The 16,986-nt window shown below is 65.5% G+C and carries 14 protein-coding genes and 1 pseudogene; 9 read left to right on the forward strand and 6 right to left on the reverse strand.

Annotation, left to right across the window (positions count from 1 at the left end; all coding sequences use genetic code 11):
- Positions 1–12: 12 nt before the first annotated feature.
- Positions 13–1,440: a TolC family protein gene (locus G404_RS18285; RefSeq protein ID WP_245584415.1), complete on the reverse strand. Its 1,428-nt coding sequence runs from the start codon at positions 1,438–1,440 to the stop codon at positions 13–15.
- 155 nt (positions 1,441–1,595) lie between these two features.
- Here G404_RS18285 and G404_RS0106055 point away from each other — a divergent pair, with 155 nt between their 5' ends.
- Complete coding sequence (locus G404_RS0106055; protein ID WP_036520580.1) at positions 1,596–2,432, forward strand: nitroreductase family protein; 837 nt, start codon at positions 1,596–1,598, stop codon at positions 2,430–2,432.
- Between the two features lie 16 nt (positions 2,433–2,448).
- Here the strand turns inward: G404_RS0106055 and G404_RS0106060 are convergent, their stop codons facing one another.
- From G404_RS0106060 to G404_RS0106075, 4 genes and pseudogenes are all read right to left on the reverse strand, one after another.
- Entirely contained in the window at positions 2,449–3,390 is a 942-nt protein-coding gene (locus G404_RS0106060; RefSeq protein WP_028640285.1) for a P1 family peptidase, read from the reverse strand.
- Positions 3,387–4,246, reverse strand: a pseudogene (locus G404_RS18290) (shikimate 5-dehydrogenase). Before G404_RS18290 ends, G404_RS0106060 begins: the two are co-directional and overlap by 4 nt.
- A 20-nt stretch (positions 4,247–4,266) precedes the next feature.
- Positions 4,267–5,766, reverse strand: a complete 1,500-nt coding sequence (locus tag G404_RS0106070; protein WP_036520582.1) for a hypothetical protein — start codon at positions 5,764–5,766, stop codon at positions 4,267–4,269.
- Positions 5,767–5,777: 11 nt separating this feature from the next.
- The gene (locus G404_RS0106075; RefSeq protein ID WP_084601062.1) at positions 5,778–6,248 is read right to left on the reverse strand and encodes a GtrA family protein; all 471 of its coding nucleotides are present in this window, start codon (positions 6,246–6,248) and stop codon (positions 5,778–5,780) included.
- Between the two features lie 199 nt (positions 6,249–6,447).
- Here G404_RS0106075 and G404_RS18295 point away from each other — a divergent pair, with 199 nt between their 5' ends.
- From G404_RS18295 to G404_RS0106115, 8 genes are all read left to right on the forward strand, one after another.
- Positions 6,448–7,770, forward strand: coding sequence for an alpha/beta hydrolase family protein (locus G404_RS18295; protein WP_169719692.1), 1,323 nt, complete (start codon positions 6,448–6,450; stop codon positions 7,768–7,770).
- A 67-nt stretch (positions 7,771–7,837) separates the two neighbouring features.
- A complete protein-coding gene (locus G404_RS0106085; protein ID WP_028640288.1) occupies positions 7,838–8,032 on the forward strand; it encodes a hypothetical protein in 195 nt (64 codons plus the stop codon).
- An 82-nt stretch (positions 8,033–8,114) separates the two neighbouring features.
- On the forward strand, positions 8,115–9,404 hold the full coding sequence (locus G404_RS18300) for a metallophosphoesterase (protein ID WP_051280267.1): 1,290 nt from the start codon (positions 8,115–8,117) through the stop codon (positions 9,402–9,404).
- Positions 9,405–9,483: 79 nt separating this feature from the next.
- Positions 9,484–9,915, forward strand: a complete 432-nt coding sequence (locus G404_RS0106095) for a DoxX family protein (protein WP_028640289.1) — start codon at positions 9,484–9,486, stop codon at positions 9,913–9,915.
- A gap of 208 nt (positions 9,916–10,123) precedes the next feature.
- A complete protein-coding gene (locus G404_RS0106100) occupies positions 10,124–10,606 on the forward strand; it encodes a hypothetical protein (RefSeq protein ID WP_028640290.1) in 483 nt (160 codons plus the stop codon).
- On the forward strand, positions 10,606–12,258 hold the full coding sequence (locus tag G404_RS0106105) for a TolC family protein (RefSeq protein WP_028640291.1): 1,653 nt from the start codon (positions 10,606–10,608) through the stop codon (positions 12,256–12,258). The genes G404_RS0106100 and G404_RS0106105 overlap by 1 nt, the downstream gene beginning before the upstream one ends.
- Positions 12,255–14,444 (forward strand): type I secretion system permease/ATPase, encoded by a 2,190-nt coding sequence (locus G404_RS0106110; protein WP_028640292.1) that lies wholly within the window; start codon positions 12,255–12,257, stop codon positions 14,442–14,444. Before G404_RS0106105 ends, G404_RS0106110 begins: the two co-directional genes overlap by 4 nt.
- Complete coding sequence (locus G404_RS0106115) at positions 14,441–15,838, forward strand: HlyD family type I secretion periplasmic adaptor subunit (protein ID WP_051280269.1); 1,398 nt, start codon at positions 14,441–14,443, stop codon at positions 15,836–15,838. Before G404_RS0106110 ends, G404_RS0106115 begins: the two co-directional genes overlap by 4 nt.
- Here G404_RS0106115 and G404_RS0106120 read toward each other — a convergent pair.
- Positions 15,813–16,976, reverse strand: coding sequence for an acyltransferase family protein (locus tag G404_RS0106120; RefSeq protein WP_028640294.1), 1,164 nt, complete (start codon positions 16,974–16,976; stop codon positions 15,813–15,815). The genes G404_RS0106115 and G404_RS0106120 overlap by 26 nt on opposite strands.
- Between the last annotated feature and the right edge of the window lie 10 nt (positions 16,977–16,986).

Here is a 16,986-nt window from a genome sequence, read left to right on the forward strand (position 1 = left end):
CCTGCCAACGCTTCACGGTTGTATCACTCCACCAAGGGCGGGATCGGTGCGCACCGAAATCCCGGTTTCGGGTCCATCGAGCGGACGGCGCAACGCCGCTTCGAGTGTGACTTGCGCCGAACGCAGCCGCACCAGCGCGTCGACCGCCGCCAGCCGTGCCGCAATTTCGGTCACCTTCAAAGCGGCCCAGTCGGCACGATCGATTGTGCCCAGGTGCAATTGCGTGTCGGCCCGGTCGGCAGCGCGGCGGGCCTGGGGCAATTCCTCGGTCTGCAGGCGCAGCAACGCAGTCTGCGCGGCGCGGCGTTCGCTGGCGGCGGCATCAATCGCACCCTGGGCATCGGCCAGCGCGGTCTCGATCGCCTGCCCGGCGGCCGCGCGGCGCGCCTCTGCCGCCGCGATCGCGCTGCGGTTCAAATCGAACGAAGGCGATTGCAGATTGAGACCGAACGGAATGTGGAACAGCCCGCCTTCCCAGGTATAGCCGGGGGCCAGGCTGATCGAGGGCATTTGTTTGGCCAGTTCGACACGCAATGCCTCCTCGGCCTGATCATAGGCGACGAGTTTGCCCAGCACATCTGCGCGATGGACCAGCGCCGCGCGCACATCTGCGGGCGTGATTGCGGATGCGTACGGCGCATCGCCGAATTCGGGCCAGACCAGCGGCACGGAGTCAAGCGCTGCGGCCGGCACGCCCAGCACGGTAGCAATGGCCGCACGGCCGGCGGCCACGCGCCCGGCCGCATCATCACGCGCGCGCGCCGCTGCGGCCCGCGACGCGCGCACCTGGGTCAACGTCAAGGCGGCCATTTCGCCCGCATCGACCCGCCGCTGCATCGCGGCCAGTTGCCGGTCGAGCATGGCCACCAGTTCATCGCCCAGCGCAACCTGCCGCGCGCCCGCCATGACATCGACCAGCCCGCGCATGGCTGCGGTGCGTTCGGTCCAGATCGTGTCGATCAGATCATAACCGGCGCCCACCACGGCCAGTTCCGCCCCGCGAATCCGGCCCTTTTTGCGCCCGCCGAAATCGAGTTGGACATCGGCTGTGGCGCCGATCTGCCAGGGCGAAGGCATCGACGGATCATTGGTGTAATCGGTTGACAATGCCAGCATCGGGCTGGCCGCCTTGTGCGCCACACGGGCATCGCGGCGCGCCACTTCCACCGCATCGCGCGCAGCGATTACGCGCGGATCGTCTGCCACGATTGCGGCGAACAACCCCAACCGGTCAAGCCCGGACACCGGTTGCGGCACGCCCGGTGCCAGTGCTGCGGCACGCGCCTGGATCTGCGACAGATTGACCGTGCCACCAACACGCGCCGACGCCCGCGCCGACAAGTCGACCGGAGCAGGTGGCACGTGCACGCATCCGGCCAGAACGGCCGTTATGCCAAGCGCGGCAAGCGAACGGAACGGGATGACTGACAATCTGGGCACCGCGCGGGGGGTATTGCGCCTTGATGTCGGCAGCAAGACATTGATTATCGGTTCAGGATTATAAATTTGCAACCGGCTGCCCGATCCATGAATTAGACCCATCATGCTCTTGCCCGGGTGGGCTCGCATGCCAAGCGAAACAAGGATTTATGCCCATGGCGCTGAATGACCCCCAGTTTGAAGCGGCCACAGCCGCACTGACCTTGCGCTATGGCCAAGATCATTCCGCCGCGCCTGCGTGGAATCCGACGATCGCGGGATTGCTGGCGCACCGTTCGGTGCGGGCCTATCTGCCCGATCCGCTGCCGCCGGGCACAATCGAAACCATGGTTGCGGCGGCGCAATCGGCGGCGACGTCGTCAAACCTGCAACTGTGGAGCGTGGTGGCGGTACACGATGCCGCTGCGCGCGCGCGGTTGGCAGAGCTTGCAGGCGGGCAACGCCATATTGTCGACGCCCCGGTGATCCTGCTGTTTGTGGCCGATCTGGCACGTGCGGGCATGATTGCGCACGACGCCGGGGCTTCGGGCGAAGGCTACGAATTCCTCGAAAGCTATACGGTTGCTGCGATCGATGCCGCGCTGGCTGCGCAAAACGCGGTTGTGGCCGCCGAATCGCTGGGCCTGGGCACGGTCTATATCGGTGCGATGCGCAACCACCCGGAAGAGGTTGCCGCGCTGGCCGGGCTGCCCCCGCACGCGGTGGTGGTGTTCGGCCTGGTCGTCGGCCACCCCGATCCGGCACACCCTGCATCGGTAAAGCCGCGTCTGCCGCAAGAGGTCGTGCTGCACCATGAACGCTATGACCTGGATGCGCAGCGCGAACCGATCGCGCGCTATGATGAAACCGCGCGCGCATTCCAGACCGCGCAAGGTCAGCAACCGGTAGGCTGGCGCGCGCTGATCATCAGCCGCGGACGCAATGCGGCGGCGCTCAACGGGCGTGACCGGCTGAAGGCGGCACTGCGCGCGCTGGGCATCGCGCTGCGCTAGGCGCCGAGGACACCGCCTAGGCGGCAGCCAACACTCCGCGCACGATGGCCCTGGCCAGCGTGTCGGCGCCTGCCGAGCCGAGCCGGGCCAGCCACCACGGGCGCGTCTGCATTGCGTTCACCGGCAGGTCGATGGCCCCGCTTGCCATGGCAAACGCCACATCGCCGTCAAACGGTGTGTGCACCGGGCGGATCACCCGTGCCATGCCGTCGTGCGCCATGATCGCCAGCCGCCGCACCTCGGCCTTGTCGAGCCGCGCGTTGCAGGCGATCACCGCCAGCGTGGTGTTGGCGCCGGGCTGCAAGCGGCCCATCGCGGCCAGACGGCTGGCCTGGGGAAAGGGATCATCACCCCCTGCCCCCCAGCCGCCGTCACGGCTGACCGCGCCGACCGGATTGACCGCCACCAGCGCGCCAACCACCAGGCCGTGTTCAAGCATGACCGACGCGCTGCCTATGCCGCCCGGCGCCAGCCCCGCGGTTGCCCCGCGCCCGGCTCCGACCCGGCCGAGTGCAAATGGTGCCATGTCTTCACTGGCGAGCGCAGCCCGCGTCGCGGCGCGGCCCAGCTCGTGATACGGTGGCTGCGATCCCCATTGCTTGTCTTCGGGGCCGTTGAGATCGAACAGGATCGCCCCCGGCACGATCGGCACCCGCGGCACGCCTGCGCCCATGTCCAGTCCGATACCCGCCGCCGCCAGTTCGATCGTGGCACCATCGGCCGCAGCCAGCCCATAGACCGATCCACCCGCCAGCGTGATCGCGTGGATGCCGGGCACAAGGTTTTCGGGCGCCATGACCTCGATTTCGCGCAAACCCGGCCCGCCTCCGCGCACATCGGCAGCAGCCGGCCACAACCCTTCGCACACCAGCACCGTCGCGCCCGTACCATGGCGATCGCTGGTCGCATGCCCGATGCGCAGGCCCGGTACATCGGTGATCAGGTCCAGCGCGGTCATGCCCGGTTCAACGCCAGCGCCAGCTGGTCGGCGGCGGCATCGCCGTGGGCACACCGCGTGGCTGCAACGATTTGCGCCGCGTCGGGCCGCACCCCGGTGTAAAGCACGAACTGTTCGACCGATTGGCGGACGATCACCTCGGTGCCCGATATCACGGCCTTGCCCAGTGCCTGTGCGGCAAGGATGAACGGCGTGCGCGGCGGTTGCGCCACGACATCAAACGCAACCTCGGCCGCCGCGATCATCGAGCGCGGAAACGCCATCGCGTTTGCCTGCGGGCCTTCCATGCCCAGGGGCGTGACATTGATCAGCAGCGCCGCACCGCCATCGGACAGTTCGGTCGCAAAGCGATAGCCGTGGCGCTGTGCCAGTGCAGCCCCGCTGTGCGCATTGCGCGCCACGATCGTGCCATTGCGAAAGCCTGCATCGAACAGCGCGGCCGCCACCGCCTTGGCCATGCCGCCGCTGCCCCGCAGCACAAACGGCATGACAGGGTCTGCCGGTCCATGTTCCAGAAGGTCGCGCACCGCGCCGTAATCGGGTTATGGCCGGTGATCACCCCGCTGTCGTTGACCAGCGTGTTGACACTGGCGATGCCCGAAGCCGATGCATCCAGCCGGTCGATCAGCGGGATCACCGCCTCCTTGAACGGCATCGAGATGGCAGATCCGCGAATGTCCAGCGCGCGCATGCCAAGCACCGCCGCCGCCAGATCGGTGGTGGCAAACGCCTTGTAGACATAATCGAGCCCCAACGCGTCATAGAGATGGTTGTGCAGCCGCGATCCGGCATTCCCCGGGCGCGCCGACAAAGACATGCACAGGCGCGTGTCGCGCCCGATCGGGGGTTTGGTCATTGCGGCACAGTACGCCGTGGCTAATGCCCGGCGCAAGGCCCGCCGGTGGCGCGTTCGAACAAGTACAAGGTGTTGTCGATGCGCAGGCCCCGCCACAGCATCGCCGCCGGAAACGTCCGGGTCAGGACATAGCCCGCGCGGCAGGCCTGCCCCGCCGGATCGGCTTTGACCGCGCCGGGCAACCACACCGTCGCCGCGAGCACTGCATCGGGATGCGTGGCGAGCGTTTCGTGCCATTCGCGCGGTGCCGGCAAGGCGTGCCAGGTTTCGTCGGTGTTCCACCGCACGAATTGCGGATGCGGCGCGCCATGGTGGTAATTGTCGAACACGTTGCGCGCCAGCCACGGCTGCGTTTCGAAGCTTTGCCCGCCAAAGGCATCGATGCGTGCGCCCGGATGGGCCGCACGCCATGCGGTCACCGCATCGGCAGCAGGGTGCCCGGCGGAATAGGCGTTGGCCACATCGTACAGCCCGCTGTGCACCGTCTGCATGCCTTGCGCCAGTTCGAGCAGCGCAATCGCGCCGATCAGCAGGCGGCGCGTGGGCAGATCGACCGGATTGTGCCACTGCGTCCACAACACGAACAGCACGATCATGAACAGCACGCCGCCATGCCAGCTGCTGGCAAGCACCGCGCCCGAAAACACGATCAGCGCCACCGGAATGGTCAGCATCACGACGCGGTCGCGCCCCGCCAGCACCAGCCGCACGACCAGCCCCAGAAACCCCACCGACAGCACCATGCCCAACACCACGTCGAGACCGTTCTGGTGCTCGGTGCTCCACGGCGTTACCCGGTCAAACAGCGCATTGGCAACGAACACCGCCGCACTGGCCACGGGATTGAGGCGCGTCACCTGGGCCATGAAGCCATTGTCCGCAGGCTGCCAGGCGGTCCACATTGCAAACAGGCCAAGCCCGCCGGCCACAGCCAGCGCCGCCCACGCGCGCCAATCGCCCAGCCGCCTGGCCAGTGCAAGCCGCACCAGCAAGTCCAGCCCAAGCAACCCCGACGCCACAAAGCTGAATGCGTTGATCTGCGCGATCACCCCGATCACCAGCGCATAAGGCAGCGGCCGATTGACCCGATCGGCAAACAGGATCGCCGCGATCGGCAACAGCATCAGATCAAGGCAATAGCCCCGCGCGACGACCGCGTATTGGTACCCGAAATACCAGGTAACCAGAAGCCCGACGCGCAGCGGCAACGGAAATGGCGCGCGCCACAGCACGATTGCCGCAGCCACGATGGCAAATCCCACCGACAGCACCCAGATCCCGCCGAACGGCAGACCGGCGCGCGTGGCCAGCCACAGTATCGCGTGCCACAGCCCCGGTGTGCCTTCATAACGGGCATAGGTACCGATCAACGTGGTAAACGCGTTGTCGCGCGCCAGCAGCCACGCCTGCATTTCATCAAACCAGGCCTCGTGGTGAAACCCGACCCAGATCACCCATGCAGCATAACCAACCAGCGCCAGCACTTGCACGGGCAGGCCCTTGGTATACGTCTTGTCCATGGCCTGACCGTTCAACCGAGCCGCGCCCGGGTGAACACCAGCAAATGGCGCATGGCCGATGTGGTGACGAAACTGAGCCCGACGGCAAACAGCTTGGCCAGCCGGGGGTTGATCGCCAGCGCCGACGCACTGCCCACGATCGCGGTGGTCAGCGCCAGCCCGACCAGTGCCGACACCAGGAACAGCACCTGTTGCCGCCGCCGTTCGGGGCCCGCCTGTGCCACGCAATCGGCAAACAGCACGCGGCTCGACACCACCCAGTTGACCGCGATACCCAGCACAAAGCCCAGTGCCGCGGCACGCGCAGGCGCCATGCCCAATTGCAGCAGGATCAGGAACGCCCCTGCATCGGCGCACAATGACACCACGCTGGAACTGAGATACCGGGCGAAGGGGCCGGTCAAAAGCGCACGCAGCAGCGTGCGCGCCGTCGTCTGTACCGGCCGTCGACTGGCCAAAATTCCGCTTGCAAACCCGTTCATGCCCGTTCCCGCCCGACCGTGATGGGGGCACCATGGACGAAACACGCTAAACACGGGTTAATGCCTAACCGCGGGTCCACAAAAATTGACAGATCTGGTTACCGGGTGCGCAACCGGCCGCCTGTCGCGATGATAACGCTTGTACCTGTGCGGGCAAAGCGGCACCAACCATGCGCAAGCCACCAGCCAAGGACCCATGATGACCGTTCGCCCGATCCGCCTTGCATGCCTGGCCATGGTCCTGGTGATTGCGCCAGTCCCGGTCATGGCGCAGGCCGGCCACGAACATGCCCCCGGCGTGCCGGATATCGATGCGCCCGAACTGGCCCAGCCCGGCCCCGATGCCGCAGGCATGACACAGCGCGTGATCGCATTGCACGACCGGATCGATCCGCTGGCGTCGCTGCTGGCTGGCCATGCGGTGCACGCCGACCGTGTGCTGCATCTGCGCATCTGGTATCCGGCAAAGCCCGCGCCCGGCGCAGTGCCGGTCACCTATGCCGCCCGCCTGACCGGCGAACCCGGCCATCCCGACGCCGCGTTCACCGTGCCCGGCATGGCCTATGCCGATGCCCCCGCGGCAGGCGATCACCACCCGGTGATCGTGCTGAGCCACGGCTACAACAACGATCCTGTAATGCTGAGCTGGCTCGGCGAAAATCTGGCCACCAAGGGCTATGTCGTGGTTGCGCCCGAACACCGCGACCCGCCGATCTGGGACCGCGCCAAATCGCCGGCCGGCCTGCTGGCGCGGCCGATTGATATCACCGGCACGATCACCGCGCTGCGCGGCGGGCTGCTTGGGCCGCTGGTCGATACCGGGCGCATCGGTCTGGTCGGCTATTCCTACGGCGGTTATGGCGTGTTGCAGGTGGGCGGCGGCAGGCTTGATCCGGAAAGCAAGGTCGTGGCCGCCCTGCCCGCCGATCTGGTGTCGGCCTATGCCGGGAACGGCGCGCGTGCCGCTGACCTGAACACTGCAGGTATCCGTGCGATCGTGGCGATTTCGCCAGCCGGCGGCGCGCCATGGTCGGTGTGGGGGCCGCAGGGCGCAGGCCTTGCCGGGATCAGCGCACCCTTGCTGGTCGTGGTGGGCAGCGCCGATCGCACCGTGGGCTATGAACACGGACCCGCCGCGATCTTTGCCCAGGCCACCCATACCGATCGGCACATGCTGGTGTTTCAGGGCGCCGGCCACGATATCGGTACCAATCCGCCGCCCGCCGAAATGCACGGGCGGCTGTGGGATTTCGACTGGTTTGCCGATCCGGTGTGGCGCAAGGACCGGATCAACGCCATCGCCACCCACATGATCACCGCGTTCCTCGACACCCATGTCAAAGGGGATGCCAGCCGCGCCGCCTATCTCGACGTGCCTTCGGAAAAATCCGACAACGCGGGCTGGCAGGGCGATGCACCCGGCTATGCGGCAATGAGCCAGGGTGGCACCAATCCGACATGGAAAGGTTTCTGGCGCGGACATCAGGACGGTCTGATCCTGATCCATCGGGCGGCGCAATAAACGGGTTCCCAAAATCGCCCGCTTGGCATTATGGGGCGTGAAACCAACCACAGGATCGAACCCGACAATGGCCATCAAACTGACGCTGACCGAGGATGAAACCGAAATCCTGATCGACGCTCTGGAAGCCGACATGGAAGGGTACCTTGAATCCGCCAAGGAAGCGCGCGGCAACAACAACCGCGAAGATGTCAAAACCTTCAGCGAAGCGGCCGAGCGCATCCAGGCGCTGCTGAACCGCCTGCGCCCGCTGGTCGACTGAACAGCCCGCACAGGGTGTGACGAAAGTGTGATTGCCACGGGCAGGTGTTGACCGCCGCGCCCGGCCGCGCTGCGTAGATACCATGATTCCGATGCTGTTTGCCGCGCTCGCGTTTGCCGTGCCTGTGCCTCGACCCGTGCAAAGCTGGGTCGAAATGGCCCCCGGGGGCAGCGTGGTGCGCATCCTGACCGAAGCCGAAACCTGCCCGGTGATTAGGGTGGATGGACGCAACCGGCGTGCCGTGTTGCGCGCGGCGCCCGCGTCGCTGCCCCAACGCAGCAACAAGGCGCATGTCGACGGGCCAACCGGCTTTGCATCGCGGGTCTGTGAACTGCCGCTGCCGCGTTGGGCGCGACGCGCCAGTCTTGGCGGCAGGCCCTTGCCCTTGCCCCGCCCCCGTCTCGACCGGATCGTGCTGATCGGCGATACCGGCTGCCGGATCAAGGCGGCAGACGATGCCGCGCAGGATTGCAACCAGCCCACGGCATGGCCCTTTGCCGCGATTGCCGCGCGCGCGGCGCGGATGCGCCCCGATCTGGTGCTGCATGTGGGCGATTATCTCTATCGCGAAAATGCCTGTCCGCCCGATCGGCAGGGCTGTGCCGGCACGCCGTGGGGGTATGGCGAGGCGGGCTGGCGCGCGGATTTTCTCGATCCCGCCGCACCGCTGCTGAATGCGGCGCCGTGGATCATGGTGCGTGGCAATCACGAGGAATGCGCGCGCGCCGGTCAGGGCTGGTGGCGATTGCTTGATCCGCACCCGCTGCAACCCGGCGCAGACTGCGCCGGCGCCGGCGATGACATGGCGGGCAACCACACCGATCCTTATGCCGTAAACCTGGGCCAGCAGGCGCAGGTGATCGTAGCCGACCTGATGCAATTGGCCAGCGGCAAGCCCGGCGATCCGCTCGTGTCTGCGCAATTCGATCGCGACATGGCCAGGATCGCCATGCTGTCGCGCGGCGCCAAAGTCAGTTTTGCCACCGCACATTTCCCGTTCAACCCGGTGGTGTGGCAGGACAAGCCGCACACCGCCGTCGCGATCGGGGCCAAGCCGGTCACCGCCTATGCGTTGCCGCCCCTGCCCCATGTCCGAGCCATGCTGGCGGGGCATATCCACATGTTCCAGCTGGCCCGCTTTGCCGACCGGCCGACGCAAGTCATCGCCGGATTTTCCGGCACGCTGGAAGACGACGCGCCCGCACCGGCCGGCCTTGCCGACATCGCTGGCAAGCCCGGTGCCGCGGCGTTGCAGGCACTGACCACGATCACCGGCCGGTTCGGCTTTGCGTTGATCGAACGCCATGGCCAGGCCTGGGACATGACCGTGTTTGCCGCCGATGGCGCCGTCATGCGCCGGTTTGCGATCTGACGCTTGCATCCGGTTGCGCGTTGGCGTTCGTAGTGCATTCAAACGGGTTACACCTGCCCGGACAGCAAAGGACACGACGATGGCGGCACGGGCACGCGATGGCGCAGGACGGGTTGCGCTGCGCTGGGTGATGGTGGTGTTCTATGCAGGTGCGGGTGTCCTGCACCTCAAATCCCCGCATGCCTTCGAACAGATCGTGCCGCCCCGGGTGCCCCAGCCGCACATGGTCGTTCTGGCGACAGGCGTGGCCGAATTGCTGGGCGCCGCAGGGCTGCTGGTCCGGCCGTTGCGCTGGTGGGCGGGGCTGGGTCTTGGCGCCTATGCGCTGTGCGTCTGGCCGGCCAATTTTTACCATGCCTTTGCGCATGTGGCGATTGGCGGTGTTGTCCTGGGCTGGGCCTACCACGCCCCGCGCCTGCTGTTTCAACCGGTGCTGATCTGGGCCGCGCTGTTTGCCGGGTCGGTCATCAATTGGCCCTTTGCCAGTCGCAGCCGCCGCATCTTGTCCTAACAGCGAGACTGGCACGCAGGGACACGCGTTGCATGGCGCGCAGACGCGGCAAAAACCGGTTGCTTGTACCGGCTTGTTCAGTAGTTATACTTATATTGCGGTGTGCGGGGGCGGCATTTTCGCTTAACTGACTAACCCCCGTCATTGTTGAACCCCGGCTCCATCAGCAAGGGTGTGTGTTGTGCTTCGCGCATTGGCCCAGATAGCATTGATCGCATTGCTGATGGTGACCCCGGCGCATGCCGCCAGGGTTGCCACCCAATGGGCGCAATTCAACGACCGGGGCTGGACCTTGATTGTCGTCCAGGACAATTTTTCAAAAACCACTGTCTGCCGCCTGCGCGGGTTCAAAGGACACGCGGCCTTTATCAACGGTGCGTTCGCATTTCGCGTGTCCGAACCTGCATTTGCCGCAAATGCGACAATCCGCATCGACGGCGGCGACCCGATCGCACTGCGCGATGAAATTCCGGCGCTGATGGCGCGCGGTATCCCGGTGGACAGCATTGCAGTCGATGGTCTGGGAAACGACCGGATCTGGGTGACTGCCGAACAGGTCGGCGCTGGCCAATCGCTGGTGGTTCAGCCCAGGATCGGTGGCCGCCTGACGCGTTACAGTCTGCAGGGCTACGCCACATTGCGCGAGGCGGCGGCGCGGCGCGGATGCACCGACGAAGGGCAGTTCCGTTGATGCAGCGCGCTTTGCGGCTTGGTCTTGCCGGCCTGCTGGCGGGAACATCGTGGCCTTGCGCACTGGCGCAGACGCCCCCGCGCAGCGATCTGCCGGGGCGCACAGCCAATCCGTTGCCTTGCGTCAAACGACAGGGCCTGTTGTGCCTGCCACACGGCACCGTGCCGGTTGCGCGCGCCATTCCGCTGTTCGAACCCGAGGACGAGCCACAGCCGACCGAAGACCTGGCCCAGGCAATCGACATGGCGTACCGATCGTCGCCCACGATCGAGATGCAGCGCTACAAACTGCGCGCCGATGACGAGGACTTTGCCCTCGCGCTCAGCGAACTGCGCCCTTACTCGGCATTGCAGATCGCCTCGGTGTTCAGCAAGACCGTCGACGGACGCCTGTCGCAAGCGTCCGGTTTTTTGCCCACCGATACCACGACCAGCAAGACCCTGTCGGCCAGCGCCAGCGTCAATCAGCCGCTTTATACCGGTGGCAAGGCCGCAGCCGATCGCGCAGCAGCACTTGCCGAAATTCGTGCCGGCCGGGCGCAATTGCGCGGGACCGAGGGCGATGTCCTGCTGCAGGTGATAACCACCTATGCCAACATTCGCCTTGATGCGGAAATCCTGCGCCTGCGCGCGGCCAATCTCAAACAGCTGGATTTTACACTCGACGAGGTCAAGGCACGCCAGATTGCCGGCGAATTGACCCGCACCGATATTGGCCTGGCCGACCAGCAGCGCCAATATGCGCAAGCGCTGTACAATGTTGCACAACAGCAGTGGCAGCAGGACCGGGCGATCTATGCAGCGCTGATCGGCCACGAACCCGGACAATTGGCCCCGATGCCGCAGCTGGCGCATCTGCCCGAAACGCTCGATGACGTCCTGGCGCTGTCGGACAGCCTCAATCCCGAACTGGCCGCGGCGATCGCCAACGAACAGCAAGCGCGCGCCGCGATCACGGCCGCCCGCGCGCAAGGCCGCCCCACGCTGATGCTGAGCGGGTCGGCCACGTTGAATGGTCAAAGTCTGCCATTCTATCTGCACAACCAGGATCAGGTGTTCGCCGGCCAGGCCATGCTGACTATCCCGCTGACCAATGGCGGGCGGGTGGGCGCCGCAGTGGCCCGGGCCGAAGACCAGGAGGCGGCCGCGCATGTCGGGATCGAAAGCGCACGGCGCCAGGTGATCGCCGATATCGTTGGCGCGTGGAGCCAGATCAAGGCGACACAGCGCAATATCGACGTCAATCAGTTGCAGGTGGCCGCAGCGCGCACGTATGACCAGGGCACGTTCGAGGAATACCGTGCAGGCCTGCGGTCAACTTTCGATGTGCTGTATGCGCACGGCATTGTGCGCGATGCACAGATCGCGCTGGCGACGGTCAGGCACGACCTTTATGTTGCCCAGGCGACCCTGTTGCGAAAGATCGGCCTGCTCGAAGCCCGCGCCATCCTGTCGCATTCGGCTCTGTATGATCCCGACGTCAACCTGACCCACGCCGCGGCCCGGTCTGCCCTGCCGTTTGACGCTGCAATTCGCGCCGTCGATGCATTGGCCCCGCCATCGTCGCGGCCTTTGTCGCTTCAACCGCTGCCAGCGGATCTGAAAGCGCCCGCGATGGTGCCGGCCGAAACCCCGCAGCGGGGCCGGCCATGACCGCAACAGCAGCGCAGCACAGCGATCAGGCCGCGCACAGCGAAAGCGGGCTTATCGCACTGGCGTCGCTGCTGGCGATGCATCGGATCGCGGTGGATCCGATGCAGTTGCGCCACGAAACGGGCCATTTTGATCCCGTCAGCGCGCGCGATATCCTGCGCGTGGCCAAAGCGCGCCAGGATGTGAAGGCGCGCGCCGTGCACGCCAAATATGCCGATCTGGCCCGCATGCCCCTGCCCGCGCTGGCCCATGGCGCGGACGGCTGGTTTCTGATCGGGCGGGTCGAAGGCGATGAAGCGCTGATCCAGCTGACCCGCCCCGAGCCGGGCATGAACGGGCTACCCATCCGCAAGGTCGATCGGCAGGGTTTGCAGGCGCTGTGGGATGGCGCGCTGATCCTTGTCACCACCCGCGAAGGGCTTGGTGACAGCCAGGCAAAGTTCGATGTGACCTGGTTCATTCCCCAGATTGTCAAATACCGCCGCCTGATCGGCGAAGTGCTGCTGATCACGCTGGGCGTCAATCTGCTGGGTCTGGCCGCGCCGCTGTTTTTCCAGAATGTCGTCGACAAGGTGCTGGTGCACGACACGCTCGATACGCTGAACGTGCTGGTGATCGGGTATCTGGCGGTGTCGTTGTGGGAAACCGCATTTGGCTGGCTGCGCACGCGGCTTTATTCCGAAACCAGCCAGAAGATCGACATGGAACTGGGCGCGCGCCTTTATCGCCACTTGCTGTCGCTGCCGATCGGCTATTTCGAAAACCGCCGGGTGGGCGACATCGCCATGCGGGTCAGACAGCTTGAAACCATTCGCGAATTTCTGACCAATGCCTCGTTGACGGTGCTGGTCGATCCGTTCTTCACGCTGGTGTTCCTGGCGGTCATGTGGATGTATTCCACCAAGCTGTTCATTGTCAGCGTGCTGACAATTCCGGCCTATATCGTTGTTGCACTGTTTGTAACGCGGCCGCTGCAGGCGCGCGTCGAAGAAAAATTCGAACGCGGTGCGGCCAACAACGCCCTGCTGGTCGAAAGCATTTCCGGGATCAACACCGTCAAGGCAAGCGCGGTCGAACCCCAATGGCAGGATCGCTGGGAACGACAGCTGGCGGGATATTCCGCCGCCAGCCAGTCCGTGATCAACCTGGGCAACACCGGTAGCCAGCTGATCCAGCTGATCTCAAAACTCAATCTGGCGGCGATCCTCTATTTCGGGGCGCAGGCGGTTATCAACCATCAGATGACGGTCGGCGGACTGGTTGCGTTCAACATGTTTGCCCAGCGCGTGTCGGGGCCGGTGATCCGCATGGCGCAGCTGTGGCAGGATTTCCAGCAGGTCAGGATCGCCGTCGCGCGGCTTGGCGATGTGCTGAACCAGCCCCCCGAACCCGGCGCCGGCAGCCGCATGGCGCTGCCCACGCTAACGGGGCAGATCACCTTTGAAGACGCCCGCTTTCGCTATGCGACCGAGGGGCCGTGGACGATCGACGCGATCAATCTGGTGATCCCTGCGGGCAGTTCGCTTGGCATCGTAGGTTCGTCCGGATCGGGCAAAAGCACGCTGACCAAACTCATCCAGCGGCTCTATGTCGCGCAAGGCGGGCGCATCTTTATCGACGGCGTGGATCTGTCGCAGATCGATCCGGCCTGGTTGCGGCGGCAGATTGGCGTGGTGCTGCAGGAAAACCTGCTGTTCAACCGATCGATCCGCGAAAACATCGCGCTGATCAATCCGGCCATGCCGATCGATCAGGTGATTGCCGCGGCCACGCTGGCCGGGGCCCACGATTTCATCGTCCGCCTTCCCCAGGGCTATGACACCCGCGTCGAAGAACGCGGCACCAACCTGTCGGGCGGTCAGCGCCAGCGGCTGGCCATCGCGCGGGCGCTTGTCACCAATCCGCGCATCCTGATCCTTGATGAAGCGACCAGCGCACTCGATGCCGAAAGCGAGGAGGTGATCCAGGCCAACCTGGCGCGGATCAGCGCGGGTCGCACCGTGGTCATCATCGCGCATCGGCTGTCAGCCGTGCGCGGCTGCGACCACATCATCGCCATGGAAAACGGCCGGATTGTCGAACGCGGATCGCACGACGAACTGTTGGGCCTGGGGGGCCGCTATGCCGATCTGCATCGCCGCCAGATGGGGCCGAACTTTGGCCAGCCTGCCGGAGCGTCAACATGATCGGGCGCTTGGCCCATATGCTGGCAACGATCCGCCGCGCGCTTGCCGATGAACGCGAACGCGCCCGCAACCATCACGCCGGGCTGCAGCCCGAATTTCTTCCGGCCGCGCTGGAAGTGGTCGAGCGGCCCGTTTCGCCGACCAGCCGACGCACCGCGCAAGTCCTGTTCGGGCTGCTGATCATCACGGGGTCGTGGCTGTTTTTCGGGCATGTCGATGTCGTGGCATCGGCGCCGGGCGTGATCGTGCAAAGCGGGGCAAGCAAGCAGGTGCAATCGGCCGGCACAGGAGTGGTGGCCGGCATCTATGTCCGCGACGGCGATCATGTGAAACAGGGCCAGTTGCTGATCGATCTGGACACGACGCTTGCCAGCGCAGAACTGGAACAGGCCCGACGGTCGCTGCTCGATGATCGCATCGAGACCGAACACGACCGCGCACTGGTGGCGGCGCTCGATGGCAAGGGCATCCATTTTGCCGCCCCGCGAAACACGCCCGACGATATCCGGATAACCCAGGAACGATTGATTGCGGCGCAATTGCGCGAACTCGATTCAACCGTGGCCGGTTACAGGGCTGCGCGCGAAACCGCGCTGTCCGACCAGCAGTCTGCGATGGCGACGCGCGACAAGCTAAAGGCCACGCTGCCGCTGCTGCAGCGTGAACTCGATGCGATGAATGTGCTAGACGCGCATGGCTATGCCCCCGGCATGCGGCTGCTCGAACTGAAACGGCAATACCGGTCAGAACAGGGCGAAACCGACGTGGCCGAGGCGCAGATGGCCCATGGCGCGGCCGAGGCGCGCAAATATGGCGCCGCCATGGCCGAAGCGCGCGACACTGTGCGGCGCCAGGCCATGGCAGACATGGCCAAGGCGCAGGCCGATGCCATCGTGCGCCAGGAAGACGTGGCCAAGGCTGCGCGCAGGGCCGGCCTCCAGCATATCACCGCGCCGGCCGATGGAACCGTGCAGCAGCTTGCCATTCATACCGTTGGCGGCGTGATCGAACCGGTTCGCACGCTGATGGTGGTCGTGCCCGAACACGACGATGTCGTGGTCGAAGCAAAGATCCTGAACAGGGACATCGGCTTTGTCCGCGAAGGCCAGGCCGTTTCTGTCAAAATCGATGCCTTTCCCTTCACCCGTTATGGATCGGTTCCGGGCGTAATCCAGACCATCAACCGCGATGCGGTGCCGGATCGCCAGCTTGGCGCGGTTTACGTGGCCCGCATCCGCCTCGGGCGCGGCACGATCGAAGCCGACGGCAAAGTGATAAACCTGTCGGCCGGTCTTGGCGTAACGGCGGATATCCGCACCGGCCGCCGCCGGATCGTGTCGTGGCTGATTTCGCCGATCACCACGACAATCAGCCAGGCCGCGCGCGAAAAATGATACGCCGCGCCAGCCACGCCCTGGCCGGCAGATCGTAAAATCGCGCCAGTGCATGGCTGACGACGACGGCGGTCACGAACAGCATCACCAGACTGCCGTCGCGCACCAGGATGCCGCTGTGATGGCGCCACAGCAGCACGGCCAGCACCATCCGGAACAGCACCTCATGCGTGGCGTACAGCGGATAAGAGATCAGCCCCAGCGTCGCATACAGCCGCGCGCCATGCACCACGGGACCCGTGCGCAGCCCCGCCATGACAATCCATGGCATCACCAGCATGATCGCCACCAGATCATAGGCCGCACCCCACCCGCGGGAAAAAGGGCCCCATAGCACCAGAACGAGCACCACCATCGCCGCCCCGCCCGGCAAACCGGTCTTGGGCAAACGGCCCGCAGCATGCAACCGCGCGATGATCACGCCCAGGCCGAACCCGAACACCGCGCGGCACATCCCGATCATCAGTCCGGCGGCATCACCGCCCTGCTGCAACGTGCCCCCTTGCGCACAATGCCACACCAGCACGGCCGCTGCGCCCGCCACCGGCACCACAATCCGACGCCCGCGCAGCTGCAAGATTGCCAAAGCATACAGGCCATTGACCACCAGTTCGCAAAACAGCGACCAGAACGGCGGATTGAACGGCCACAGTCCCCAGCCCCACCAGGGCCGGGACGATAACGGCAACAGCAGCCCGTTCCACAATGTCGCTGCGGCCAACACCGCAAAACGCGGCGCCGGCCCGGTGTGCAGCCAGCGCCCCAGCAGCATCACGCCCAATCCGGCCAATGTGCCCAGCGCCACCATGGGATACAGGCGGATCGCCCGGCGCAACAGGAACGCACGCACAAACGATCCCGCCATCAACTGTGGCTCATACCGGTCTGCGATCACCACGCCGCTTAGAATAAAGAAAAAGTCGACCGCCAGAAACGCGCGGTCAAGGCTGTCGCCCAGGCGATGATGGCTGATATGGGCAAGATGCACCAGGCAGATCGCAAACGCGGCCAACCCGCGCAATCCGTCAAGCACCAGGTAATGATCCCGGCGCACCGCGTCGGGCGCAGCCAACCCGGGCAGGCCCGGATCGCCGGCTGCACCCGACGCATGTTCCAAGGCGTTCGCCGCGCTGTGCATCAAAGCAAAA

The organism is Novosphingobium acidiphilum DSM 19966 (genome assembly GCF_000429005.1).
Lineage (GTDB): Bacteria > Pseudomonadota > Alphaproteobacteria > Sphingomonadales > Sphingomonadaceae > Novosphingobium > Novosphingobium acidiphilum.